The sequence below is a fragment of the Kitasatospora sp. NPDC047058 genome (assembly GCF_040643935.1).
Lineage (GTDB): Bacteria > Actinomycetota > Actinomycetes > Streptomycetales > Streptomycetaceae > Kitasatospora.
The window spans coordinates 1-25,103 of record NZ_JBEYVJ010000096.1 but is presented as its reverse complement, the minus strand read 5'-3'; the positions used below and the strand labels follow the sequence as shown (position 1 = coordinate 25,103).

Annotated in this window: 22 protein-coding genes, 1 pseudogene and 1 riboswitch; of the genes and pseudogenes, 9 read left to right on the top strand and 14 right to left on the bottom strand. The window is 71.3% G+C overall.

What is annotated here, in order from left to right; translation table 11 throughout:
- Window positions 1-91 precede the first annotated feature (91 nt).
- Window positions 92-265: a hypothetical protein gene (locus ABZ885_RS17260; protein ID WP_360188574.1), complete on the top strand. Its 174-nt coding sequence runs from the start codon at window positions 92-94 to the stop codon at window positions 263-265.
- 252 nt (window positions 266-517) lie between these two features.
- Complete coding sequence (locus tag ABZ885_RS17255) at window positions 518-1,054, top strand: hypothetical protein (RefSeq protein WP_360188571.1); 537 nt, start codon at window positions 518-520, stop codon at window positions 1,052-1,054.
- Between the two features lie 162 nt (window positions 1,055-1,216).
- Here the strand turns inward: ABZ885_RS17255 and ABZ885_RS17250 are convergent, their stop codons facing one another.
- Complete coding sequence (locus ABZ885_RS17250; RefSeq protein WP_360188568.1) at window positions 1,217-1,912, bottom strand: isocitrate lyase/phosphoenolpyruvate mutase family protein; 696 nt, start codon at window positions 1,910-1,912, stop codon at window positions 1,217-1,219.
- A 393-nt stretch (window positions 1,913-2,305) separates the two neighbouring features.
- On the opposite strand from ABZ885_RS17250, the gene ABZ885_RS17245 reads away from it, so the two are divergent.
- Window positions 2,306-3,373 (top strand): alpha/beta hydrolase fold domain-containing protein, encoded by a 1,068-nt coding sequence (locus tag ABZ885_RS17245; RefSeq protein ID WP_360188565.1) that lies wholly within the window; start codon window positions 2,306-2,308, stop codon window positions 3,371-3,373.
- Window positions 3,374-3,437: 64 nt separating this feature from the next.
- Here the strand turns inward: ABZ885_RS17245 and ABZ885_RS17240 are convergent, their stop codons facing one another.
- The 3 genes from ABZ885_RS17240 to ABZ885_RS17230 all read right to left on the bottom strand — a co-directional run bounded on the left by ABZ885_RS17240 (window position 3,438) and on the right by ABZ885_RS17230 (window position 6,079).
- Complete coding sequence (locus ABZ885_RS17240) at window positions 3,438-4,136, bottom strand: hypothetical protein (RefSeq protein WP_360188562.1); 699 nt, start codon at window positions 4,134-4,136, stop codon at window positions 3,438-3,440.
- A 305-nt stretch (window positions 4,137-4,441) separates the two neighbouring features.
- Window positions 4,442-4,720: a hypothetical protein gene (locus ABZ885_RS17235; RefSeq protein ID WP_360188559.1), complete on the bottom strand. Its 279-nt coding sequence runs from the start codon at window positions 4,718-4,720 to the stop codon at window positions 4,442-4,444.
- Between the two features lie 69 nt (window positions 4,721-4,789).
- Window positions 4,790-6,079, bottom strand: coding sequence for an ROK family transcriptional regulator (locus ABZ885_RS17230; protein WP_360188556.1), 1,290 nt, complete (start codon window positions 6,077-6,079; stop codon window positions 4,790-4,792).
- A gap of 258 nt (window positions 6,080-6,337) precedes the next feature.
- Between ABZ885_RS17230 and ABZ885_RS17225 the strand changes: the two genes are divergently transcribed.
- Window positions 6,338-8,488 carry a hypothetical protein gene (locus ABZ885_RS17225; RefSeq protein WP_360188553.1) on the top strand — a complete coding sequence of 717 codons (2,151 nt, stop codon included), beginning with the start codon at window positions 6,338-6,340 and terminating at the stop codon, window positions 8,486-8,488.
- Here ABZ885_RS17225 and ABZ885_RS17220 read toward each other — a convergent pair whose 3' ends face one another.
- Window positions 8,489-9,334 (bottom strand): SDR family NAD(P)-dependent oxidoreductase, encoded by an 846-nt coding sequence (locus tag ABZ885_RS17220; protein ID WP_360188551.1) that lies wholly within the window; start codon window positions 9,332-9,334, stop codon window positions 8,489-8,491.
- 92 nt (window positions 9,335-9,426) lie between these two features.
- Between ABZ885_RS17220 and ABZ885_RS17215 the strand changes: the two genes are divergently transcribed.
- The 3 genes from ABZ885_RS17215 (at window position 9,427) to ABZ885_RS17205 (ending at window position 14,014) form a co-directional block, all read left to right on the top strand.
- A complete protein-coding gene (locus ABZ885_RS17215) occupies window positions 9,427-9,897 on the top strand; it encodes a MarR family transcriptional regulator (protein WP_360188548.1) in 471 nt (156 codons plus the stop codon).
- 118 nt (window positions 9,898-10,015) lie between these two features.
- Window positions 10,016-11,920: a SpoIIE family protein phosphatase gene (locus ABZ885_RS17210; protein ID WP_360188545.1), complete on the top strand. Its 1,905-nt coding sequence runs from the start codon at window positions 10,016-10,018 to the stop codon at window positions 11,918-11,920.
- 240 nt (window positions 11,921-12,160) lie between these two features.
- Complete coding sequence (locus ABZ885_RS17205; protein WP_360188542.1) at window positions 12,161-14,014, top strand: penicillin-binding transpeptidase domain-containing protein; 1,854 nt, start codon at window positions 12,161-12,163, stop codon at window positions 14,012-14,014.
- 164 nt (window positions 14,015-14,178) lie between these two features.
- Here the strand turns inward: ABZ885_RS17205 and ABZ885_RS17200 are convergent, their stop codons facing one another.
- From ABZ885_RS17200 to ABZ885_RS17170, 7 genes and pseudogenes are all read right to left on the bottom strand, one after another.
- The gene (locus tag ABZ885_RS17200) at window positions 14,179-15,375 is read right to left on the bottom strand and encodes an aminotransferase class I/II-fold pyridoxal phosphate-dependent enzyme (protein ID WP_360188539.1); all 1,197 of its coding nucleotides are present in this window, start codon (window positions 15,373-15,375) and stop codon (window positions 14,179-14,181) included.
- Window positions 15,376-15,510: 135 nt separating this feature from the next.
- Window positions 15,511-15,792, bottom strand: a complete 282-nt coding sequence (locus ABZ885_RS17195) for a hypothetical protein (RefSeq protein ID WP_360188536.1) — start codon at window positions 15,790-15,792, stop codon at window positions 15,511-15,513.
- Between the two features lie 278 nt (window positions 15,793-16,070).
- Complete coding sequence (gene lepB, locus ABZ885_RS17190; RefSeq protein ID WP_360188533.1) at window positions 16,071-17,072, bottom strand: signal peptidase I; 1,002 nt, start codon at window positions 17,070-17,072, stop codon at window positions 16,071-16,073.
- Window positions 17,073-17,125: 53 nt separating this feature from the next.
- Window positions 17,126-17,812, bottom strand: coding sequence for an XRE family transcriptional regulator (locus tag ABZ885_RS17185; protein ID WP_360188530.1), 687 nt, complete (start codon window positions 17,810-17,812; stop codon window positions 17,126-17,128).
- A gap of 110 nt (window positions 17,813-17,922) precedes the next feature.
- Window positions 17,923-19,095, bottom strand: coding sequence for a magnesium and cobalt transport protein CorA (locus tag ABZ885_RS17180; RefSeq protein WP_360188527.1), 1,173 nt, complete (start codon window positions 19,093-19,095; stop codon window positions 17,923-17,925).
- 359 nt (window positions 19,096-19,454) lie between these two features.
- Window positions 19,455-19,628, bottom strand: a riboswitch (M-box (ykoK) riboswitch).
- A 115-nt stretch (window positions 19,629-19,743) separates the two neighbouring features.
- Window positions 19,744-20,700, bottom strand: coding sequence for an alpha-L-glutamate ligase (locus tag ABZ885_RS17175; protein ID WP_360188524.1), 957 nt, complete (start codon window positions 20,698-20,700; stop codon window positions 19,744-19,746).
- A gap of 119 nt (window positions 20,701-20,819) precedes the next feature.
- Window positions 20,820-20,972 (bottom strand): annotated as a pseudogene (locus tag ABZ885_RS17170) (SAM-dependent methyltransferase); the annotation flags it as partial.
- A gap of 91 nt (window positions 20,973-21,063) precedes the next feature.
- On the opposite strand from ABZ885_RS17170, the gene ABZ885_RS17165 reads away from it, so the two are divergent.
- Window positions 21,064-22,218 carry a tyrosine-type recombinase/integrase gene (locus ABZ885_RS17165; RefSeq protein WP_360188521.1) on the top strand — a complete coding sequence of 385 codons (1,155 nt, stop codon included), beginning with the start codon at window positions 21,064-21,066 and terminating at the stop codon, window positions 22,216-22,218.
- Window positions 22,219-22,273: 55 nt separating this feature from the next.
- Here the strand turns inward: ABZ885_RS17165 and ABZ885_RS17160 are convergent, their stop codons facing one another.
- Window positions 22,274-22,465 carry a helix-turn-helix domain-containing protein gene (locus tag ABZ885_RS17160; protein ID WP_360188518.1) on the bottom strand — a complete coding sequence of 64 codons (192 nt, stop codon included), beginning with the start codon at window positions 22,463-22,465 and terminating at the stop codon, window positions 22,274-22,276.
- A 93-nt stretch (window positions 22,466-22,558) separates the two neighbouring features.
- Here ABZ885_RS17160 and ABZ885_RS17155 point away from each other — a divergent pair, with 93 nt between their 5' ends.
- The gene (locus ABZ885_RS17155; RefSeq protein WP_360188515.1) at window positions 22,559-23,449 is read left to right on the top strand and encodes a phage Gp37/Gp68 family protein; all 891 of its coding nucleotides are present in this window, start codon (window positions 22,559-22,561) and stop codon (window positions 23,447-23,449) included.
- Here ABZ885_RS17155 and tcmP read toward each other — a convergent pair.
- Complete coding sequence (tcmP, locus tag ABZ885_RS17150; protein WP_360188512.1) at window positions 23,439-24,590, bottom strand: three-Cys-motif partner protein TcmP; 1,152 nt, start codon at window positions 24,588-24,590, stop codon at window positions 23,439-23,441. The genes ABZ885_RS17155 and tcmP overlap by 11 nt on opposite strands.
- Between the last annotated feature and the right edge of the window lie 513 nt (window positions 24,591-25,103).

The following is a 25,103-nucleotide window of genomic DNA, read 5'->3' as shown; positions in this document are numbered from 1 at the left end:
AAGCACACCCCCCAACCCCCTCTGCGTGCCATCGGCACTGGATATCACACGTGGCCACTCCCGATCTCATGTGAGGTGCGGCACCGCCCACATGCGGTGCCGCACCCAGCGCCTGGCGGCAACCCCGATCACGGTGGAGTCGAATCTGCAGAACGCCGCGATCAACCGGGACGCCGAGACACTGCGCAAGGTCAAGGCCACCCTGGACGACGAGGCGCCCCGGCTCAAGGAGCTGTTCGACCGGGACTGGGGCGTCGGTTCCTGAACCTGCCGTTCGACCTTCTGTAGCGGTTCGTTGTGGCTTGGTGCCCCTCCTTTGATGGGGGGGCCGCACGTAGGCCTCGCCGGTGGCCACCCACCAGGGTCGGCGCCGGCCCGTCGGGGCCCGCCTGGCCCAAAGCGCCCAAACCCACCCGGCCCAGTCTCCCCGAAACGATCACCAACGGGATCGAGTCTCAGCCTGACACCAGAGGGCAAAAGACAAGCGGGCAACCACCTCTGAGCCTAGACTCTGGCGATGATCGAGATCCTCGACAACCTGGACGTGCTGTCCCGGCCTCACCTCGACCTCACGACTGTCGCGATGAACGGCATAGCCCTGGGGGCACCAGCCGCCGGCGTCCCGCGCCGGAGCATCGTCGAGGCCCAGTCCTCCGTAGTCGCCCGGTACCGCGGCGGGACTGACATCGACAGCGAGTACTACGACGCCGACGGGCGGCAGCTGACCCTCGACGAGGTCGTCAACCATGCTGCCCGGTCAGATGGATTCTTGTATTGCGCCGACAAGCTCACCTACAAGGTTCAAGCCGGGACGGTCGTCGGCTTCGCCATCTACGGTCCGCATCTGTCCCACTTCGCCCATCTGACCTCTTACGAGGAACTCCTGGCTGCATTCGGCAGCCCTGACCAGGCGCGCGAAGACGAGGCGTACGGCGACCTCATGGGTTATGACAACTACTACTGGGGCTCGCAGAAGCATGTCAGGTGGGACGCCTGGGGCCACCGGGTGAGCCTGATCAACCTTGGCGCCTTCGAGGGAAACACGGGGCCGTGACCAAATGCGCCGGATCGAGGCCACGTCTCGGCGACCTGTCCTGACGTGATCTCGATCGTGACGGCCGACTTGCCATGGAGCTGCCCTACCGAGGCCAAAAGACAAGCTGAGTGTGCAGGTTGGGCAGCATGCGGCCAGTGTTCTCCGCCGCATGACGAAGCGTCAGGACAGCAGGCCGCGGACGGAGGACCGCAGGCCGGCCATGGCGGCGTAGTAGAAGCGCGGCCCGTAGGACACCCGGGCCACGCCGAGTTCGCGGAGCGCCGCCAGGTCCAACTCGTCACCCGTGTTGCCGTTGACCGGGCCGGGGAGTTCGGCGACGAGGGCGGCGAGGTCGTCCCTGCGGTGCACGCCGATCGGGTAGATGCAGTCGGCGCCGGCCTCCAGATACAGCCGGCCCCGTCGGACCGCTTCCGCGACCCGGTCCGGTCCGGTGATCCCGCTGGGCGGCAGGAAGGCGTCCACGCGGGCGTTGACGACGATCGGCACGCCGGCGTCGTCCGCCGCGGCGCGGACAGCGGCGAGCCACCGGGCGTGCGCACCCGCCTCGACCAGGCCGCCCGTCCGGTGGTCGGTGTCCTCCAGGTTGCAGCCGACCGCGCCGATCTCCAGCAGCCGGTCGACGAGTTCACGCGGCTGCATCCCGTACCCCGCCTCGGCGTCCACCGTGACCGGGACCGGCACCGCCCGGGCGATCCGCCCCGCCGCGGCGAACATCTCCTGCCACGGCGCGCCCTCGCCGTCCGGGTAGCCGAGCATCGCCGCGACGGCGTTGCTGGCGGTGGCCACCACCGGGAACCCCGCCTCGACCACGATCTGCGCGCTGGTCGCATCCCACGCGTTGGGCAGGACGAGCATTTCCCCTTCAGTTCCGCCACGTCAGCGGTCATCGTCGTCCTCCGGGAGGGATGAGCCGCGCGTCACCGGACGACGCGCGGACGGTCGGGTCGGGTGGTGTATCGGCAGCCCAGGTGCGCACCTGTTGCGCGCCCCGGCGGCCGGGCGGGCCCGGACCGGCGGCGGTACGAGGATCCCGGGGAGTCGTCCGGATGCGAGCACCCGGAGTGTATGCATCTCCGCCAACACCCCTCAAGTCCCAATTGGCCCTTTCTGCAACGCCGTTCGAGGCACCGGGGACCGGCGGGGCGTCATGCGCCCTGGTCGCCACGTGCCCCGGAGCCGATCCGGCTGGGAAGCTGTCCCGGTCGGGATGCCGCCGGGCATCCCTCGGCACAAGGGGGAGGTCCCGCAGTGAGTACCAATGAACCGTCGTCGAAGCCCGTCCCTGCCCCGGTGTTCCGGCAGGCGCCGCCCTTCGACCCGGAGTTGCGCGCGGTGCTGGCGGCCCTGGGCGAGCGGGTGAGGGAGCCGGTCACTCCGGAGAGCCTCGCGGCCCGGCAGCAGCGGGACGCCACGGCCCGGCCCAGGCCGACGGTCCGGGAGCTGCGGGCCGACGGCCGGTTCGAGGTGGCCGAGCTGCGGGCACCCGGGGCACCGGGCGGGCCCGACGTCACCCTCGTCAGCGCACGCCCCGCCGGGATCACCGGCCCGCTCCCGGTCCTGTACTACCTGCACGGCGGCGGCATGATCATGGGGAACGCCTGGTCCGTACTGCCCCGGCTGCTCCGCGAATGGGCCCTCCCGCTGCGCCTCGCCGTCCTCTCCGTCGAGTACCGGCTGGCGCCGCGGGCGCAGTACCCCGGCCCCGTGGAGGACTGCTACGCCGGCCTCGTCTGGGCAACGGAGCACGCGGCCGGGCTGGGCCTCGACGCGGACCGCATCCTGCTCGGCGGGAAGAGCGCCGGAGGCGGCCTCGCCGCCGCGCTCGCCCTGCTGACCCGCGACCGCGGCGGGCCGGCGCCGATCGGCCAACTGCTCCTCAGCCCGATGCTCGACGACCGCAACGAGACCTTCTCCAGCCACCAGCTGGCCGGCCACGACACCTGGGACCGGACCTCCAACGCCACCGCGTGGCAGGCCGCGCTCGGCGACCGGCACGGCGCCGCCGACCTGCCGCCCTACGCGGCCCCCGCGCGCGCCACCGACCTGTCCGGCCTGCCCCCGGCCTACCTCGAGGTCGGATCGGCCGAGACCTTCCGGGACGAGGCCGTGGCCTACGCCAACGCGATCTGGCGGGCCGGCGGCACGGCCGAACTGCACGTCTGGCCCGGCGCCTTCCACGGCTTCGACACCCTCGCCCCGCGGGCGGCCCTCAGCAGGGAAGCCCGCGACACCCGCACCCGCTGGCTCCGGCGCACACTCACGGCCACCGGCACGGTACCTCCCACCACTCCACCGGCGTCCACCGTGGAGGACTGACTCACCGGCGGGCCGGGGGTCATGTGGTGTGCGTGGCGTCGCGGAGGCCTTCCGGCGTGGCCGCTCACTGGATCAGGTCGGTGTGCGGATGATCCGGGGATTCCGGGCAGACGTAGAGCTGCAGATGGTTCGTCCTGGAGATGTGAACCCGGGGCGGGTTCGACACGCTGCGGTCGCTGAGCACGAGGGATTGATCCTCCAGCGGGACCCAGCCGTGCTTGCTGCGGTCCCACTCGTTCGAGGCGATCGTCAGCAGCGGGCTCATACCGGCGCCGCAGACGGTGCAGAACCGGGCGACGGGATCGGTGAGGCCCCAGCTGGGCCAGCCACCGGCCTTCCAGCCGGGGGCGACGGACAGCTCGTCCTTGTACAGCTCTTCCGGGTCGAGGGCGTGCCGGTCGTCCACCCCGGCTGCCCGCCACCTGCTTCCGTCGGCCAGCTGCTGTTGCAACTCCTTGCCCAGATCCATGAAGTGGGGGTACTCGGTGATCTGCTCGGGCGCGACGACGCACGGCTCCGGCAGGTACTCGTCGTACTCCACCGCGGACGGTTCGGGCCGCGCGGCGAGGACGTCGGTGACCTCGGCGGCGGCTCGCCAGAACAGCACGGTCGGAGGCTTGTAGTCCGGCTCGTGCTCGAAGGGACACCACAGCACCTGCAGCACGTCGGCCCTCCCGGGCGGCCGCAGCAGGGGTACGTCACGCACGTACAGCTGGGCCACGGGCACCATCGCGACCGGCCCCTCGTTCCAGTCGTCGGCCACGGCCCCGTGCGACTCGTCCTCGCAGTGCGGCCACGGCTCGTCGGCGGGCCACAGCAGAGGCCCGCCGACCGAACTTTCGTGCGGTGACGGAGCCCCGGGGCGGGGATGCAACCGGACCGCCGGGCGCGCCAGCGGGGCCAGTTGAGGAAAAACGGCGGAGACGTCAACCGGCCGGGGCGGGGTGGTACGGATGTCGTTCACAGCGGCCATGCTGCCAGCAGCCTCTGACAATGGGCAGCCCGGTCCACGCCTGTGCGACGAGAATCCATCCGGCGCCGCCCCGGTGGACCTCGTCGGTCACACCTCTAGACCGGCATGCGGATGAAGCCCTCGGTCCAGAGGTCCTCGTCGAGGTCGTATTCCCCGATCCGGAAGCAGTCGGGCTCGTCCGCGAAGCCCGGCAGGAGACGCGCGCAGCGCATCCGCTCCCCGGCCGCCCCTTCGGAGGAGTAGACGCCGAGCAGCTTGACGTCGTCCCCGTCCTGCTCGTCGACGAACACGCCCCCGTCGTCGGAGTGAACCGTCTCGCCGTCGGGACCGGCTTCGTTCTGGTGGCTGACGTGCCAGAGGGGATAGACCTTCACCGGCGAAGGCCATCCCGGGCCCGGGTACGGCGGGCCGCCATACCCCCTGGTCAGTCGACTCTTCCGGACCTACCGGTCGCGCGAACGCTCCCCTTCACAGCACCAGCGGTACCCCGGTGGTCGATCCATGCGGAGTCCGACCGACGTGCCGCCGACGGACAGCGTCCGTCGCCCGAAGACCTCGGGCCGGGCGATGTCCAGCGCCGTCGCGACGGCGCCGAGCAGGACGACCTCCTCGCCCAGCTCGCTCGGCGCGAGCCTCGGCCGCAACGGGGTGAGCCGCTGCAGAGCCCGCTCAAGGGGCTCCAGCAGCAGGTCCGCGCTGCTGCCCAGACCACCGCCGAGGACGACCAGGTCCGGGTCCAGGACCGCCGACAACACCGCAACCGCATAGGCGAGCTGACCGGCCTCGCGGTGGACGGCCTCGGTGGCGAGCGGATCGCCGGCGCGGGCCGCGTCGAATACCTGCTTGGCCGTCAGCTGGCCCGTCATGCCCAGCTCGTGCGCCGTCCGGACCACCGCGTCCGCCGCCGTGGCCTGCTCGATCGTGCCACCCGGCTCGCCGTCGGGGCGGGGCGGCAGCGGAACGAGACCGACCTCGCCGGCTGCGCCGTGGGCACCCGAGAGCAGTTCGCCGTCCTTCACCATGCCGACGCCGAGGCCGGTCCCGATCAGCAGGTAGGCGAACATCCGGCTGCCCCGGCCGGCACCGAGGGTGAACTCGCCGAGCGCGGCCAGATTGGCGTCGTTGCCGACGGTGACGGCCGTCTCCAGCCCGTCCCCGATCCGGTCGAACAGGCCGGGTCTGCCCCAACCGGGCAGGCTCGTGGCGTACCGGACACCGCGCCGCTCCTCGTCCCAGACGCCCGGCGTGCCGATCACCGCGTGGACGATCTCGGCCGGCGCGAGCCCGGCCTCCGCCGTCGTCTCACGGGCCGCCGCCACCACGGCGTCGGCCACCGCGTTGGCGGTGCGGCCCCCGTTCGGGACGTCCCGGCGGGCGACGATCCGCCCCGCGAGGTCCGCCACCGCGACGCGCAGCCGGGCCCGGCCGATGTCCACACCCAGCACGTGCCCGGCCGTCGGGTCCGGCTCGTACAACACCGCCGTCCGACCGCGCTCCGGCACGAACCGGCCGGCCTCCCGCACCAGCCCCGCCTGCTCCAGTGCCGCCAGGGCGGCGGACACCGTCGGCTTGGAGAGGCCGGTGTCCCGGGCCAACTGGGCCCGCGAGGACGGCCCGCCGGTCCGCAGCAGTTCCAGCAGCAGCCACTCGTTGTTGCTGCGCAGCCGCTGCCGGTTCCACGGCTGCCCCGACCCCCCACCCGGCGGAACGGTGGTCGGCAGGTGGCGGCTCATCGGTTCCTCCGGTCTGGGGCGCTGCGCGGGGGCCTGTGCTCGGGCCCCAGACAGTATGACCGCTCATCACCCCTCTCATCAGCCGGAATTCCGCAGCGCTGCCACTCGGTCACGCAGAGGCTCGGGAGCGATCGGCCGCGTGCCTTTCGATGGGCAGCGGTCCAGTATTTTTCGTCCGTGAACATACCGTTGACAATTTTCGGCACGCGTCATCCACTGGAGGAGTGGTGGTTTTGCGCACAACTCGGGAGGACCGTCATGACGACCTCAACGAACAGCGCACCCGTCCTGGTCGTGGGGGATCAGACCATCGATTGGGCCGTCATCCCAGAAACCGGCTTTCGTAGCGCCGATTCCGACGACCGCTTAGCGGCCAGAGTAAAGCTTTACTGGCATCAGGGCGGGATATTCGCCCTGGCCAGAATGCTCAACGATTCACCCCCTCTTGAAGTCACTTCCGGCTTCACCGGGGACATCGCAATCCGCCCGGATCTCCCCAGCTCCAGCAGCCTCACGCCGTACGACAGCGGGTACAACTATTCCTTTGCGATGCTCCGCGGCTACGGAGCGAACGAGAAGACCGCACCGTATCGAATTTCCAACCACCTCGGCTTCTCAAGGAGCACCGAGCCTGCCGACCAGCCGTACGCAGACATCGGCACGCCTCGCATCGTGATCATCGCCGACTGCGCACTGGGATTCCGCGACAATCCAGACGCCATCTGGGAAAGCATCAGCCACCTCGACCCGAAGCCCTGGATCGTCCTGAAAATGAGCTACGCCATTGCGACAGGAAAACTCTGGGAGCTGCTCGAAGAAGAACTTGCCCAGAGCACCAGCTGGCTTCATGAAAAACTCGTCACACTGACGACCGTCACCCGGCTCCGCGAAGCCGGGGCGAGCATCAGCAGGGATCGGTCCTGGGACCTCTCCGTCAAGGATGTCGTCAGGGAGATCCGTGCCAACGGCGAAGGCTTCGGCCTCAACAAGCTTCCTCACCTGATCGTGTCGTTCGGCCCGACCGGCGCGCTGTGGCTGGATCACTACGCGGAAGACGAGCTTATACATAATTCCAGACTGATGGCCGGCGAATGGGCGACGGAAAACAACAAGGGCATGATGTTCGGCTATGGAATGGCCCTGTGCGCCAGCGTAACGCGCGAGATCCTCCGGGCAGACCTTGAACACGAGAGCCCGAAATATACAGAGTCCATAAAAGCCGGACTCCATGCGATGCAGGAAATGTACAACACAGGGTTCCGCCTCGATGATTCGAACCCGATGTTCGAGCTACCCGGGCTCTCTTTCGCCCCCTCGGACCACAGCAGCCTCCTCATTTCAGACAAGGTGACAACGGACAAGTCAACCAGAAAGGTCTGCGCTCCTTTGATGGGCGAACCGGACAAAAGGCTCGAAGAGCGCAGCGATTACTTGATAAAAGTGGCGCTCCAAGGCAGCGACGCAATCACCAGGGGCCCGATTGCCAAGTTCGGAAATCTGGTGGCCGTGGACAGTTCGGAGATCAAGAGCCTTCACACCTTCTACAATCTCGTGGAAAATTACTGCGACAACGGCGATCCCTCGCTCAAGAGAAAGCCCCTTGCGATCGCCGTATTCGGGGATCCGGGCTCCGGAAAGGGCTATGTGATCGAGCAGCTCGTCGAGCCCTGGACCAAACAGTCGCGCAGTACCATCCAGAAGCTGGAGTACAACCTCTCCCAGTTCAATTCAGCCGCCGAACTGGTGGGTGCCATGCACGAGATCCGGGACGTCGCCCTCGACGGGAAGGTCCCGCTCGTGCTGTGGGACGAATTCGACACACCGCTGAACAATGCCCCTCTCGGCTGGCTCCGATACTTCCTTGCCCCGATTCAGGACGGCAAGTTCCAGCAGGGAGAGTCGTCCCACCTGATCGGACCGTCCATTTTTGTTTTCGCTGGCGGCACCTTCCCGAACTACAGGAGCTTCCGCAGCAAGGTGGACAGCGGCGCGAGCCCCGAATCCAAGGCCACCGATTTTGCGAGCCGACTGCGGGGGTACATGGACATCGACGGGATCAATCCGAAGTATGAAGGGGCTCGCCCGAATGCCCGCCTGATGCTCCGCCGCGCACTGGTACTCAATTCATTGATGCACAAGCACGAGGTGGCCAGGACCGAAAGCGGCGACTTCGACGTGGACATCGGCATCATGTGCGCATTTCTGGAAGTCCACAAGTACCGGCATGACGTCCGTTCCATGGAAGCGATCATCCAGATGAGCCGACGCCAAAATGGACACCGGTTCGGCGAGTCCGACCTGCCGAGCAGGGATCAACTCGAAATGCACGTCGAGACCGGGGAGGAATTCCTCAAGATCGTCCACAGCCATCCGGAGCGGAGACCCGACCAGAGGTGGAAACCCTCCTGATCACCCCACCCACGAACCCGTCATCTTCTGAACAGCCGAGCCGTCCAGGTCGGCGAGCTTCGTCGCGACGAAGGCGCGGGCCTGGGCGGAGGTCTGGAGGCGGAACGGGGGGTGCTCGGCGGTGAGGGCGGCCGTGATCGTCTCGGCGGCCTGGGCCGGGGTCTGGGCCTGACCGAAGGCGGCGAGGGTGCGCTCGGCGTAGGCGGCCAGCGCGGGGGCGTAGGGGCCGGCCGCGGCGAGGAGGGCGGGCAGGTCGATGCCCTGGCTGGCGATGAACTCGCTGGCGACGGCGCCCGGTTCGACCACCGAGACGTGGACGCCGACGCTGGCGGCGGCCGGGGCGAGCGACTCCATGAAGCCCTCGACGGCGAACTTGGCGGCGCAGTACGCCTCGTTGAAGGGCTGGCCGACGACGCCGCCGACGCTGGTGACGGTGATGACGCGGCCACCGCTCGCCCGCAGGTGCGGCAGCGCGGCGCGGGTCACCTCGACCACGCCGAAGAAGTTGACCTCCATGGTGGCGCGGACGGGGTCGAGGCCGTCCTGTTCGAGGGTGCCGACGTAGCCGGCGCCGGCGTTGTTGACCACGGCGTCGAGCCGGCCGTGCCGCTCGACGACGGAGGCCAGGCAGTCGGCCACGGAGGCGGGGTCGGTGACGTCGAGCCGGGCGACCTCGACGCGGTCGGTGACGCCGGCCTCGGCGGCGGCCGCGCGGAGGGCGTCGGAGCGTCCGAGGTCGCGCATGGTGGCGATGACCTGGTAGCCGGCGCGGGCGGCGTCCACGGCGGCGGCGAGGCCGATGCCGGAGGAGGTGCCGGTGATGAGGACGGTGCGGGTGGTGGACATGGAGGTACTCCAGGGATGCTCGGCTTTTGTGTGCGTGCACACACACCATAAGCAATGCGTGCACGCACACGCAAACAGGTAGAGTTCTCGGCATGGCGCGCACCGACCTCACCCTGGGAGAACTGACCGCCCGCGACCACGCCTTCTACGGCCTGGTGTGGGCCGGCACCACCCTCAGCACCCGCGTCGACCAGGCCCTGGCGAAGGCCCACGACCTGCCGCTGTCCTGGTTCGAGGTGATGCTCTGGCTGCACGGCCAGGACGAACCGGTCGCCGCCTCCGACCTCGGCGCCAAGACCCTGCTCAGCCGCAGCCAGGTGTCCCGGGTGGCCGACTCGCTGCAGGCGCGCGGGCTGGTCGAGCGCGCCCCATCCCCCACCGACGCCCGCTCGGTGCGGATCGCGCTCACCCCCGAGGGCCGCCGGCTCTTCGCCGCCGCCGACGCCACCCGTCGCGACGCGCTCGCCGAGGCTTTCAACGACCGGCTGGACGACGCGGACATCGCCGCCCTGGAAGCGGTCTGGGCCAAGCTCAAGCAGCCGCCCGCCGAACCGAGGCCCTGAGCTTCCCGCCCGGGGCGCGGCGCAACAACGACCCCACTCGGTAACGAGACCACCACCGCAACGTCAACTTTTCACCGGTCCCTGGGCGTGCCGCGCCCCGGGGCGTGATCATGGGCGTATGCGGTTCCGGCACGGCGACGGAGGAGAGGGCGCCACCCCCGCGGGTCCGGGAAGCCGGCCACCCTCGGCAGCGGCGGCGGCCCTCGTCGGCGGCACGGACGCCGTGACGGTCGGCGACAGCCCGGATCTGCTCCGTGAGGTGCTCGCGGCCGCCCCGGTCGGGGTGGCGCTGCTGGACGAGCGGCTGCGCTGGCAGTACCTCAACGCGGCCTTCACCACCGCCACCGGCCTGCGCCGGGCCGACCTGCTGGGCCGCCCGGTCGAGGCGACCGCCTTCGCCCCGACGGCCCGCACGCTGCGCCGGGTACTGACCGACGCCCGGGGCCGGGAGCAGATCACCGGCGGACCGGAGGGCGCAGGCCCGCCGGTCCCGGCCGGCCTGCGGGTCCGCTACCGGCCGCTGGCGGTCGGCGGCGGCATCACCGGCGTGGTCGTCGTCGTGCTCGACGACCCCGGCCCGGAGCAGGAGCTGCGGCGCGAGTTGGCGGCCGCCCGGGCCCGGCTGGCGATGCTCGGCGCGGCCGCGGAGCGGATCGGCACCACGCTGGACGTGGACACCACCTGCGCAGAACTGGCCGACTTCGCCGTCGCGTATCCCCCCGAGCCGGCCGACCACCCCGAGTCGGAAGGCCTCACCGAGCTGTCCGGCCACGCCGAGCCGTCCGGCATCGCCGTCCCGTCCGGCCTGGCCGAGCTGGCGACCGTCGACGTCCTGCCGCCCGACACCACCGTCCGCACCGGCCGCACCCGCAGCCTGCGGCTGCACCGCGCCGCCGTCGCCTGCGCCGGGAGGCTGCGCGACGCGGTGGCGGACGTGGCCCGGCCGGGCGAGTCGGTGCGGTACCGGGACGGGTCGGCCGCCGCCCGCGCCCTGGCCGGAGGCATCGCGGTGCTCGTCAACGGGCTGCCGGAGGAGGAGCTCGCCGCCTTCGCGCCCGACCAGGCCTCGCTGGCCGCGTACCGGGCCGCCGGGCTGAACTCGCTGCTGGTGGTGCCGTTGGCCGCCCGCGGGGAGCTGATCGGCCTGCTGACGCTGGCCCGGACCGCCGCCGCACCGCCGTTCACCGCGGAGGAGGCCGCGCTGGTCGGCGACCTGGCCGCCCGTGCCGCGACCGGCATCGACAACGCACGCCGCTACACCCGCTCGCAGGGCATCGCGCTCGAACTCCAGCGGGCCCTGCTCAGCGAGCCCGGCAGCCCGCACCAGAACCTCGAACTCGCCTCCCGCTACCTGCCGTCCGGCACCAGCTCGGTGGTCGGCGGCGACTGGTACGAGACGGTGCGGCTGCCGTTCGGGCGGACGCTGCTGGTGATGGGCGACGTGATGGGGCACGGTGTCGAGGCTGCCGTCGACATGAGCACCTACCGCGCGACGCTCCGCGACGTCGCCGGCATGGACCTGCCGCCGCACCGGATCCTCCGCCAGCTCGACACCGTGATCGCCGCCAACGAGTCGGCCCGGCCGGCGACCTGCCTGCTCGCGCTGGCCGACCCCGGCCGCGGCCGCTGGACGCTCTCCAGCGCCGGCCACCTGCCGCCCGCCCTGATCGCCCCCGGCCGGCCGACCGAGCTGCTCCGCGTCCCGACCGGCCCGCCGCTGGGTACCGGCCTCGGCGGCTACGAGCAGACCACTCGCGAGCTGCTGGCCGGCGAAACGCTGCTGCTGTACACCGACGGCCTGGTGGAGCGGCGGGACGAGGACATCGACGTCTCGCTCGACCGCCTCGCCGCGCTGCGCCTGCCCGCCACCGGCGAGCTGGACGACCTGCTCGACGCCGTCCTGCACGTCCTCGCCCCGACCGGCCCGTCCGCCCCGGCGGCCGAGGACGACATCGCCGTCCTCGCCGCCCGCCCGCGTCCCCGCCCGGAGGGCGCGCCGCCCGGGCAGGGCCTGCTCCGGTGAGGCCTGGCACCGGCAGAGGCTTCCCCGGAGTCGGCGGCGGCGTGCTGCCGGCCTGGTTCCCCCGGCTGCACCGGCTGCCCCGGGTGCACCGTGCGCGCACGATCGCCGCCCCGCCGTCGGGCGGTCACCCGCCCCGGATTACGCTGGAGCGGGCCCGAACGATCCCGCCGGGCGGCCGTGCGGCCGCCGGAGCGGGGGCGGGGGTCGGGCCCGTACCAGGATGATGCGGGGGGAAGAGCAATGTCCGGAGACCGGGAAACCAGCCGGTACGACGAGTACGCGGAACAACAGCACGCCGCGCACGAGGCACACCCGGAGCACGACGTGCACCCCGTGTACGACGTGCACCCGCCGTACGAGGAGCCCGCGTACGAGGAGCCCGAGTACGCGGAGCACGAGCAGCTCATCGCGTACGCGGAGCACGAGGAGCCCGCAGACGACGCCCCCGCCCGAACGGGGTCCCGCCGGGTCTGGCAGGCGGCGCTCGGTGCAGTCGTCGTCGGGCTGCTGGCCGCCGGCGGGTACGGCGCCTATAACGTGGTGAACGCCGTGACCAACGGCTCGCCGGGGGACGGCGACCACCGGGACGCCACCGCGACGACCGCGGCGGCGCAGCAGCCGCCGACCGCCGAGCAGGCAGATGCGGTGGCGAAGGAGTTCCTGGCGGCCTGGGGCCGGGGGGACGTCGCCGCCGCGGCTGCGCTGACCGACCGTCAGGACACCTCCCGCGCAGCCCTGTCGGCGTTCCGCGAGGCGGTCAAGGCGCGCTCGTTCGCGCTGACCGGGACGGGCCCGGCGCCGGCCGCCACGCCGAGCGAGCCGACGCTGGGATTCCACGCGAAGGCGGAGTTCGAGGGATCGGCCGGGGCCTGGGAGTACGACGGTGCGCTGAGCGTGGTGCGGGTGCCGGACGGGCGGGCGGTCGTGCGCTGGTCGTCGAACGTCATCCACCCGCACCTGGACACGGGCGAGACGATCGGCGTCCGGGCCCTGCCCAATCCGGTGGTGAAGCCGACGGACCGCAACGGCAAGCCGCTCGACGCGTTCCCCTCGCTCCGGACGGTCCTGCCCAAGATCATGCCGGTCGACGGCTCGTCCGTCGTCACCGGCCAGGCCGTGGTGATCGCGGACGGCAGCGGGAAGCCGCCGGAGCAGCTGTTCGTCCTCACCCCGCCGAGCGCGCCGGAGATCCGGCTCACGCTGGACGCGGGCCTCCAGCAGACCGCCGAGGAGGCGGTGAAGCAGCAGTCGGCGGGCGGCAAGCCGGCCTCGCTGGTGGCCATCCAGCCGAGCACCGGGCACATCCTCGCGATCGCGTACGCGGGCGACTCGTTCAACCGCGCCCTGGGGGGCGGGCAGGCGCCCGGCTCCACCATGAAGGTGGTCACCTCGGCGGCCCTGCTGGAGGCCGGGGTGCGCCCGGACACGGTGGTGCCGTGCAAGGACACCACCAACTCCCCGCGGACCTGGCACAACGACGAGCCCGGGGACTTCCCCGACTACACCCTCACCGACGACTTCACGCACTCCTGCAACACCGGCTTCATCGACAAGGGCCTGGAGAAGCTGCAGCTCGGGACGCTGCCGAGCGTCGCCCGCGACCAGTTCGGCCTCGGCCTGGAGTGGCGGATCGGCGTCGAGAGCCGGGACGCCACGATCCCGGTGCCGAAGAGCAAGGACGAGGCGGCCGCCGCGTACATCGGCCAGGGCCAGATCCAGGTGAACTCGCTGGCGATGGCCTCGGTGGCGGCCACCGTGCAGAGCGGAACGTTCCGCCAGCCCGTGCTGCGCGAGGACGCGAAGCGCGTCACGGCCCCCGGGAAGCTGCCGTCGGGTGTCGCCCAGGACCTCCGGGACATGATGGCCAAGACCGCGACCCAGGGCACGGCCCGGGCACCGATGGCCGGGCTGAGCGGCCAGATCGGCGCCAAGACCGGAACCGCCGAGGCCGGTCCGGGCAAGGGCACCAACAGCTGGTTCATCGCCTACCGCGGTGATCTCGCGGTGGCGGCCGAGGTCGAGGGCGGCGGCCACGGCAACACGGCGGCCGGGGTGGCCGCCGCCCAGGTGCTGAAGGCCGGCGGCAAGGGCTGACGGCCGCCGCCCGGTCACCGGGCCGCTGCCCTCACGATGCCCGTGCAGCAGCGGCCCGGTCACCCGGTCACCCGGCACCGTTCCGCGGTGTCGTCACGCCCGTCCGGTCCCTGCGCCGGACGGGCCTGACGACACCGCACGGGACCCGCGCGGGTCCCGTCCGGTCACCGCGGCTCGCCCAGGGCCTGCTCCAGGTCCGCCCACAGGTCCTCCGGGTGCTCGACGCCCACCGCGACCCGGACGGTGCCGGGGCCGATGCCGGCAGCGGCCAGTTCGGCGTCGGAGAGCTGGCGGTGTGAGGTGCTGGCCGGGTGCAGGACGAGGGTCTGCACGCCGCCGAGGGACGGGGCGAGCGAGGCGAGCCGGACCGACTCGGTGAGGCTGCGGGCCGCCTCCCGGCCGCCGGCCAGGTCGAAGGAGAGCACGCCGCCCTGGCCGTCGGGCAGCAGCCGGCGGGCGAGCTCGTGGTCGGGGTGGCCGGGCAGGCCGGGGTAGTGGACGGCGGAGACGGCCGGGTGGGCGGCGAGCCGGCCGGCCAGGTCGAGCGCGGTGTCGCTGTGCCGGCGCATCCGCAGCCCGAGCGTCTGCATCCCGCGGAGCGTCAGCCACGCCGCGTGCGGGTCGGCCGAGGCGCCGAGTTCGGTGGCGTACTGCCAGACGGTGCGGTGCAGTTCGGCGTCGGCGAAGACGGCGACGCCGGCCAGCACGTCGCCGTGCCCGCCGAGGTACTTGGTGGCGGAGTGGATCACGATGTCGGCGCCGTGCTCGACGGGCCGGCAGAGCAGCGGGCTGGCGAAGGTGTTGTCGACCACGCCGACCACCCCGGCCTGCCGGGCGACGGCCAGCAGGGCCGGCAGGTCGGTGACCCGGGTGGTCGGGTTGGAGATCGTCTCCAGGTGCAGCAGCCGGGTGTTGGGGCGCAGCGCGGCCCGCACCTCGGCGGGGTCGTCACCGCGGACGTGGGTGACCTCGACGCCCCAGCGCCGGGACAGGTCGGCGAGCATCGCGAAGGTGCCGCCGTACAGGCTCTGCTGGGCGATCACGTGGTCGCCGGAGCGCAGCAGGGCGAGCAGGACGGTGTTGATCGCGCCCATGCCGGAGGCGGTGGCGATCGCGCCCGTGCCGCCTTCGAGCCCGGCCACCGCGGTCTCCAGCGAGCGGACCGTCGGGTTGCCGAAGCGGTTGTAGAAGAACGCCTGGTCCGGGCCGGTGAAGGCGTCGGCCAGCGCGTCGGGGTCGGTGAACGCGAACAGGTGGCTCTGGTGGAGCGGCACCCCCAGCGGGCGGCTGCCGACCACCTCGTGGACGGGCGGGTGAACGGTCCGGCTCTCGGGGCGCAGCGCGCGGTGGAAGTCGCTCATGCCGTCCATCCTGGGCGGATGCGGCGGGTGGCGGCCAGGGCCAATCCCGGTCAAGTGGCCTGCCCGGCGGGCCGTTTGCCGTCGCCCCTCGCGCTCGCCCTCGCCCTCGTGCCCTCGCCCTTCGCCTCGCCCCGTTCAGAGGCCGCCGGCCGGCAGCAGCACCATCCGGGCCGGGTCGTACGGCTCCCAGCTGGCCGGGCGGCCGCTCCGCGCGACCCGCAGCCGGCACCAGCGCGTGCCACCACCGTCGTGCCACCAGCCGCTGATCCGGCCGAGCGCCCAGCTGCCGTCGCCGAAGTGCACCTCGACCGGCTGGTACACCCGCTCGACGTCCGCCTCCGCGACCGTCGGGCCGTCGCCGTGCCCACCGCCGTGCCCGCCGATCCGCACCACCGGACTGCGCCGACTCTCCACCACGGTTCCGCCTCCCGTTCCGGGCCCGGTCGCGGGCTCCCGGGCAGGGGACGGCCGCGCGACCGGACGTTCAGCTCACCCGCCCGACTCTACAGCCGTGTAGAGCACGAGGGGCCGGAACGGCGCACGATCGTCCGCACGAGTACCGCACCGTTGCGGCAGCAGTACTGCACCCGGTTCGGCCGACGCGTTCAGGCCGACGACCCGGCACGGGCCCCGCGACCCGGCACGGGCCCCGCCGCGGTGCACCGGAACCGCCCCGGTGCACCGGACGGTCCGGGTCACGGACGACGGCGGCGCCGCCAGAGGGCGAGCGGGGCGGCCACCGCGAGCGCGGCGGCCTCCGGGGCGGGCAGTTCCTCCAGCACGGCCAAACCGCCGCCCTGGGCCCGCTGGTTGTCGAGGCCCTTCTGGTCGAACGTGTCCGGCACGGACAGGGCGTCCCAGTGCGAGACCGGCCAGGCGACGACGAAGGCGCGACCGATCACGTTGTCCACCGGGACGAAGCCGCCGTCGGGCCCGCTGACGTGGTAGCGGGAGTCGCTGGAGTTGTTGCGGTGGTCGCCCATCACCCAGAGCCGGTCCTTGGGGACCTTCACCGTGCCGGCCGGCGCGTCGTCGCACGGGGTCGCCCCCGGGTAGAGGTAGGGCTCGTCCAGCGGGACGCCGTTCACCTTGACCGGGCTGCCGCTGTTGCACTCGACGGTGTCACCGCCGACCGCGATCACCCGCTTGATCAGGTCCTTCTCGTCCGCCGAGGGCATCAGGCCGACGACGCCGAGCGCCTTGGTGATGCCCCGGACGAGGGAGTTGCCGGACTGCTGCGGCGCCGTCTCCAGCCAGCCGCCCGGGTCACGGAAGACCACGACCTCGCCGCGCTCGGGCGTGGCGCCGAACCACGGGGTCAGCTTGTCGACCAGCACCCGGTCGCCCTTCTCCAGGGCGGGCTGCATCGAACCCGAGGGGATCGAGAAGGCCTGGACGAAGAAGGTCTTGATGGCGAGGGAGAGCAGCAGCGCGATCACCACCAGGATCGGCAGCTCCTGCCAGAACGGGCGCTTCCTGCGCTCCGTCTTGCCGCTCTCCGCCATCTCCTCATTGTCCCGCGCCGCGTCATCGTCCCGCGCCGCGTCACTGTCCCGCGCCGCGTCCCCGGCCGTCGGCCCGCTGCCACCGCCCGCGCGGTCGTCGCTGACCGCGACGTCGAAGTTCCGGCCGGCCGTGCCGCCCGGGGCGGGCCCCTCGCCCGTCCCGCCGGTCTCCGCGGTGTTCTCGCCACTCATCCTGGGCCCCTCCGAACGGCCTGGCGGGGCCCGTCCGGAACCCCCGTTGTCAGCTAACGAACGGAGGTTCCCGGCCGCGCCCGGACGTGCATCCGCTCGCCCTGGGGCCCGAACAGGCTGAGGAACTCGACGGCGTTCGGCCCCGCGTTGCCGAAGGCGTGCGGGATCCGGGTGTCGAACTCGGCGGCCTCGCCCGCCGTCAGCACGACGTCCTGCGTGCCGAGCACCAGGCGCAGCCGGCCCGCCAGCACGTAGACCCACTCGTGGCCCTCGTGCACCCTGGTCTCCAGCTCGGGGCCGACGCGGAAGCCCGGGGGCATGATCTGCTTGTAGGCGTGCAGCCCGCCGAGGTGGCGGGTGAGCGGGACGAAGGTCTGGCCGCCGCGGGTGAACGGCCGGGGATGGACCCGCGGATCGCCGGTGGCCGGGGCGCCGACCAGTTCGTCCAGCGGCACCCGGTACTCCCGCGCGAGCGGCAGCAGCAGTTCCAGGGTGGGCTTGCGCTGACCGGACTCCAGGCGGGACAGCGTGCTGAGGGAGATGCCGGTGGCCTCGCTCAGCTGGGCCAGGGTGGTTCCCCGTTCCCGCCGCAGCGCCCGCAGCCGGGGCCCCACCGCGTCGAGGACGGTGGCGAGCTCCTCGCCGGGCGGGTCGGTCGCACCGGCCGGGCCGGTGACGGGGGTGACGGGGCCGTCGGCGTGGCGGCCACCGTGGCGGCCGGCGTGCTGGGGGTGGGCCATGCCTCTATCTGCCGCTCCGGCAAGCAGGTTTGTCAAACGGGCAGCACCCGCCCGGCCGTCCGGGCGGGCGCTGCCCACGCACCCACCCGAGGGGCCCGGGACGGGCGGGATCAGAGCCAGTCGCGGCGCTTGAACACCAGGTAGAGCCCGGTGCAGACGAGGCCCATCAGGGCGATCGCGAACGGGTAGCCGAAGGCCCACTTCAGTTCGGGCATGCGCTCGAAGTTCATGCCGTAGACGGTGCCGATCAGGGTCGGGGCGAAGAGGATCGCCGCCCAGGAGGAGATCTTCTTGATCTCGTCGTTCTGCGCGTGCCCGGCCTCGGCGAGTTGCTTCATCTCCTCGTTCTGCCGCTGCGAGACCAGGGTCGCGTTGACGGTGAGGATGTTCTGCAGCATCTGCCGGAAGCCGTCCACCCGCTCGGCCGCGTAGGTGGCGTGGTCGGCCACGTCGCGCAGGTAGCGCTGGAGCTCGTCGTCGGTGCCGTACTTGCCGAAGCCGGCCTCCAGGCTCTTCATGATCTCCAGCAGCGGCCGGGTGGCCCGCTGGAACTCGATGACCTCGCGGGAGAGCTCGTAGATGCGGCGGGAGACCTGCGGGTCGCCGCCGAACACCTCGGTCTCGATCTCGTCGATGTCGTGCTGCAGGCCGGCGATCACCGGCGCGTAGCCGTCGACGACGGCGTCCAGCACCGCGTACAGCACCGCCTCCGGGCCGAGCGCGAGCAGCTCCGGGTCGGCCTCCAGCCGGCGGCGGACGGCGGAGATGTCGGGGGCCTGCGAATGGCGCACGGTGAGGACGAAGTCGGGGCCGACGAAGAGGTGGATCTCGCCGAAGTCGACCTCCTCCACGTCGTCCAGGTACCGGGCCGCGCGCAGCACGCAGAACAGGGTGTCGCCGTAGCGCTCCAGCTTGGGGCGCTGGTGGGCGACGATGGCGTCCTCGACGGCCAGCTCGTGCAGGTTGAACCGCTCGGCGGCCTCCAGCAGCTGGCTCTCGGCGGGCCGGAACAGCCCGATCCACGCCATCGTGCCGGGCTTGCCTGGCAGCTCGCGGTAGATGTCGGCCAGGCCGGCGGGCTCGCCGACCCGGCGGCCGTCGCGGTACACCGCCGCGTCCACGACGGAACGTTCCAGCGTGACCGGCTCGGCCGGCTGGTCGTGCCGCGGGTCCATCGAGTGCTCGGGCGCCGGCTGCGCATCACGGTTGCGGACGCCGCCGGAGACGGGGCGGGAGAACGGACGCTTGCTCGCGCGCACGGCGCGCACACGCCAGTCGGACATGGCGGGGACCTCCACGGTTCGGTGGCCGCCGCTCCCGGGACGGTCGTCAACGGGGCGGGGCGGGCGGGGAGGCGCCCGGCCGTCCTCCACCGCGCACGGCGCCCGGTCGCGCCGCGGCACCGGCCGGTGTCAGCGGCGCGCGGTACGGCGGCAGGGGGCGGGAGCGGTACGGGAGGAGAAGTGCCGGGTGCCGGGAGATGAGGGGGACATCCTGGGGCGGGGCCGACTTCGGCCCGGACTACTGCACTCCACAGCTCTCACCTCCTCACCGTCGGGCGCCCGCACACCGGGCCGCCGCTACCGGGCGCTCAGGAGGATCCACCCGGCACGGCCGTGCACACACGGGACCGCAGGACGGGTGGGCACCCCCGATCTCGTCAGAGCTTTGGCACGCCACGGCGTAGCACCCGGGGGTGCAGCCACTTGGGGTCACCCCTTAGGCCGGGGAGACCTGTCCTGAACCTGGGCGTCTCTCGACGTCGTGGGGTCAGTGGCCTGTGTCCGTGGCGACGCCTCACCGAACGAGGTGCCTTCACAACCTCACCGAGTCTAGTACCCGCGCGCGCCTGCCTCCGACCGGGGTACGGTCGGCGGCTTTTCCGGCGGCCGGGCGGCGGTTGCGGTGCCGCGACCATCGCCGCCCCGGCGCTACCGCCGCGGTGCGAGGTGCGCCGCCGCGTACGGGAGGGCGACCGTCTCCAGGCCGCCGACGGAACCGAACGCCGGGTGGACGTTGACCTCGAAGACCACGCCGCCGTTCTCGGCAGCGAGGTCGACCCCGGCCAGCGGCAGGCCGATCGACTTGGTCGCGGACACCGCCAACTCCGCCAGGCCGGCAGGCAGTTCACCTTCGTCGAGCAGGGTGGAGACGGCGCCCTGGCACTCGTTGCAGGGCGCGTCCGGATCGGCCTGCACGTGTTCCACCGCGCGGACGACCCGCCCGGCCAGCACCACCACCCGGTACTGGTGGCGCCGTCCGTCGGGGGTGAAGTTCCCGGCGTCCCGGGCGAGCAGCCAGTCGGTGCCGGCCGCGGCGTAATGGCGTGCGACGGCGGCGAGCCGGGTGCGGTCGGTGACGTGGAAGACGTCACTGCCGCCCATGCCGACGGTGGGGCGGGCCCAGACGTCCCCGCCGAGGTGCTCGAACGCCTCGGCCGCCGCCTCCGGGGTGGGCCGGGAGAGCGTGACGGCGGGCATCTGCGCGATGCCGTCGCGGGCGAACCGCTCGACGGTGCGGTCCTTCTCGGTGGCCGCCCGCCAGGCCTCGGCGTCCGTCCCGAGCGAGCGGGCACCGTGCTCCCGCAGCAGCCGCTGGCAGGCCTCGAAGTCGCGCCGCCGGTGCGGCGGGATCTCGTAGACCAGCACCGCCTCCGCCGTCACGTCGACGCCGTCGGCCGGCACCTCCAGCCGGACCGCGCCGCCCGTCCCGCCCGCCGGGCGCGGAGCGGCCGGGCCGATCCGCCCGGTGCCGCCGGTCATGAAGTGCCGCGCGTCGACCAGGACGGGCGCCCGGCCGGTGAGTCTCCGCACCGCGGTGGCGAGGACGTCCCGGCTGCCCTCGGTGGAGCTGTGATCGGTCATCAGAACGAGCTCGCTGCGCGCCATACGGCCATGGAACGGCCGGCCGGCCGTGGCGGCAAGAGCGCCCCGGCCGCCACCGGACCCGCCCGCTGGCCGAAACCCGACCACCCGGCGCCGCGCCGGCCCAGGTCAGCCGGCCTCGGTCACACCGGCCTGCGGGCCTCGATCAGGAAGCGCGCGGAGTACGCCACGAACGACCCCTCCGCCCGGATCTGCGCGTCCAGCTCGCGCAGCCGGTCGCGGTAGGCCTCGACGGTGAAGCCGGGCACCATCCAGATCACCTTCCGCAGGATATAGCGAGATCTACGTTTCCGCCCAGCTCAGGGGCTTGATCGATCATCCGGAGTCAGCAAAAGGTCAGCAAGACTCCCGGAGGTTCCCACCACCATGGCGACCACAGGCCTCACCCGCGGCATGGGCAGCTTCTTCAAGGAGTGCGAGCACCCCGAGTCCCGCTGGAGCAGGTGCCCGCACGAGTACAAGATCAGGTACCGCAACGCGGCGGGGCGCCAGGCGGAGGAGTCCGGCTTCGTCACTCAGGACAAGGCGAAGGCCCGTCTCGCCGAGGTGTACCACGCACGGAAGAACTCCCCACAGAGCCAGCGCAAGGCCGAACGCGTCCAGAAGTACGGAGGGATGAACTTCTCCGGCTACGTCGCCGAGTGGCTCAAAGGCCAGCGCGATCTGGGCCCCGCCTCGGTGCGGAACCTCGATTCGCTTCTGAGGATCCACCTTCTCCCCGCCTTCGGCAGTCGCCGCATGGGCACGTTCGACCACAAGGTCGTCGAGGCGTTCATCCAGGACATGGAGCGGAACGGTGTCGGCCTGGCCACCCAGACCAACGCGTTCATAAGTTTGAAGGCCATCCTCCTGGACGCGCACCGGCTCGGCCTCTACGAGGACAGCCCACTCGCCGGGGTGAAGGCACCGCAGTACGACCCGAGGCGTGCGGTGATCCCGTCCGTCTCACAGTTGCAGGAGATCCGGGATGCGGGCGACGACGCATTCCGCCTGGTGACCGACCTGATGAGCGGCTGCGGTCTGCGCAACGGCGAAGCGTACGCCGTCAACATCAACAACATCGTCGCCGACGACGTCTACCGGGTCACCGAACAGGTCAACCAGGCCACCTGGTCCTACGCCCGCCTGAAGCACCGCAAGGTCGGCGAGTACCGGGACGTCCCACTGCCGGCCCGGACCAGGCGCTCCATCGAGTGGTACGCGGACACATACGGAACCGTGGACGGGTACCTCCTCCGCAATCCCACGGACATCGGCCGGGTCATGCCGCACTACGTCATCGATCGAAAGTGGCGGAGGATCAAGAAGTCCGGCCTCGCCGACATCCCGGAGGGGATGGTGCTCTACGGCCTCCGCCACTTCTTCGCGTCGAACTGCCTCAGCAACGGCATACCGGTCACCGACGTGGCGGAGTGGATGGGCCACCGAAGCATCGACATCACATTCGGGATCTACCGCCACCTCATGCCCGGCTCCATCAGCCGAGCCGCCCAGCTCCTCGACCTTGGCCTGGCCGCCTGAACACGAGGAGGGCCGGCCCCAACAGGGGCAGGCCCTCCATCCTGCTCCAACGCCTTCAGACCCCCGACAACCGCTGCTGCTTCACCCACGCCTGGACCTCCGAGAGCTTGAATTGAAGCTTCGCGTTCGGCCCACGGCCGAACCTATAGGGGGCCAGCCCGATTCGCGGGGCCTCCCGGTAGACCCAGGCGACAGACATGTTCAGGTAGGCGGCGGTCTGCTTGACGGTCATGAACTGCTCGGGCACGAGGAGCTCCTCCCAGGGGGCGGTCGGCGCCAGTCGGACAACGGCGCGACCCGATCCTCGCCGGTTCTGGCAACTTGGCCGAGCCGTCGGCCGGTGATACGCGGTCCCGGCGAGGGCGGAGCTGTGACCTGCCTGGTTCGACACGGCTCCGGTGGACGGAGGAGGGTGGTCCCGGAGACGCGACGCAGGAGCCTGCGGGAGCGGCACTGCAGAGCACGACGGAGAACGGGAGCAGAAGTGGGCGAGCGCAGCGGAATCGAGTGGACGGAGGTGACATGGAACCCCACGACGGGATGTGACCGGGTGTCGGCCGGGTGCGACAACTGCTACGCGCTCACGTTGGCGAAGCGGTTGAAGTCCATGGGTGCCGCGAAGTACCAGAACGATGGTGACCCGCGGACGTCGGGGCCCGGTTTCGACCTAACTCTCCACCCGGACGTTTTGCGGGCTCCGTACGGGTGGCGCGGGCCACGGACCGTCTTCGTCGACTCGATGTCCGATCTCTTCCACGCCCGCGTTCCGCTCAACTTCGTCCGCCGGGTCTTCACGGTGATGGCGGATACGCCGCAGCACACGTACCAGGTGCTCACCAAGCGGGCCCGCCGACTGCGCCGCGTGACGGAGCGACTGGAGTGGCCGTCCAATGTGTGGATGGGCGTGTCGGTGGAGAGCATGGACGAACTCGACCGGGTGGACGACCTTCGCGCGGTGCCCGCCGCCGTCCGGTTCCTGTCCTGCGAGCCGCTGCTGGGCCCGTTGGACGGGCTCAAGCTGGACGGCATCCACTGGGTCATCGCGGGCGGCGAGTCCGGGCCCGGCTACCGGCGCATGGACGAAGCCTGGGTTCGGGACCTCCGCGACGCCTGCCTCCGGGAGGAGGTGGCCTTTTTCTTCAAGCAGTGGGGCGGTCACACCCCCAAGGCCGGCGGCCGCCTGCTCGACGGCCGCACCTGGGACCAGCTCCCACTGCCGGTCAGCGCCTGATCGAAGGACGCAGCTCCAGGTTCTTGATCCTCGACGCCTTCCCAACGTTCGCGAGAAGTCCAGCCGCGTGCAGTTGCCGAACCGCCTTGCCCACCACGGTCTCCGGCACCTGGCCGAAATAGTCACCGAACACCTGGACCGTGTGGTCAACCAGTCTAAACGGCCTCCCCCGCTGCAAGAGCGTCCGAATGTTCTCGGCGATGGCCGGCACCGCCTCCTGCTGCACCTTTGCCGGGTCCGGCCGTTGCATCGTCGCCAGCGTGAACAGGGCGTTGTCGGTGGCCTCCTCCTGCAACTCGACCCCCTTCCACCACGTGTCCCGGGCACGCGCGTGCGCGTCGCCGAAGACCCACAGACCGTGGTTGCTCCGCGTCCCAAACACCAGGTTGTAGACCGCCTTCTGGCCCGGCCCCTTGGTCACCGGCACTGACACCATGCGCATGCCGGTCTCACTCCCTAGCCGCGTGCTGTACTCGGCGGCTACCTTCTCGTCGGCGTCCTGCGTATACCCGTCGGCGAAGTACTGCCGCCACCAGACGCCGCCGCAGACCGCATCGAGCCGTTCGTTGGTCTTCTCGTTCCCCTTCGGGGAGTGCGAGTTGCCGCCTATCCGGCGCACCGCCATCATGCTGAAGTTGAGCAGCAGTTCAGTGGGCGGCCAGGCCGCGGTGGTGCGTCGATGGGCGAGGACCTCGACCAGACCGTCGAAGGGCAGAGCAAGCCCGCAGGGGTCGAGAAACAGGAACAGCGGCCGACCCTCCGCAGCGGCGAGCACCTGGTCGAACAGGCCGAGCACGTCACCGCGGAAGGCTCGGGCATCAACGCCGCGGGACCGGTACTCCTCCACCAGCGCTTCGAGTTGAATGAACGACTCCGCAGACCGTTCCGCGAAGAAGCACGTCCACCGCACCAACCCTTTCGACTGATGGTCAGCCGCCACCTTGAGCACCCGGGCGGCCGACCCCAGCTCACCGTTGAGGTAACGCCCTTCCCCTGCGTACCCGTCCAGGTAGACAACCTCACCGCCCTGCGATCCGGTCATTCCACCGAATTTCGGTATGTACCGACTCAGCAGATCGTGCTTGAACACGCTCGGCAACGCCGGCTCGGCCCAATACTCCCCCGAGGTGCCCTTCGACATCCGTCCCCTCCCGGCCCGACACCCGCACCAGTCAATGACCGTTACAGAGTGGGCGAGGCAGGATAGAGACGTAAAGGGGGCGTACGGGCCAGGGAACCTTCAGCTTTCGCACATGCCGCTGAGCAAGTCAGGACCAGACACGCCATCCGAACCGGTAATGGTGCGCGTCCCGACACTCCGCCGCATCCCGCCTGTCAGCTGGACGAGATACCGATCGCGGCGGGCGAGGTCAAGGCGGTGGCGCTCAAAGCACTACATCGCCTACAAGCGGCTGCTGAGCGGCACCTCCGCGATCTTCCGCTCGTCGGCAGCGCGCCGGGCGATCCTGCTGTACCTGCGGCTGGACCCCGACAAGGCGGATCCGACAGAGGGCTTCAGACTGACGTACACAGGTCGACCTCTGGGAGATGTCGCCCTTAGAAGCCGTTGTCTTTCCGATAGTGACGGGTGCGTTTTCGCTGGTCAGGCATAGTGCCGGTGTATCGGTGGCAGGGACGGGGTGTCGTGTCGTCT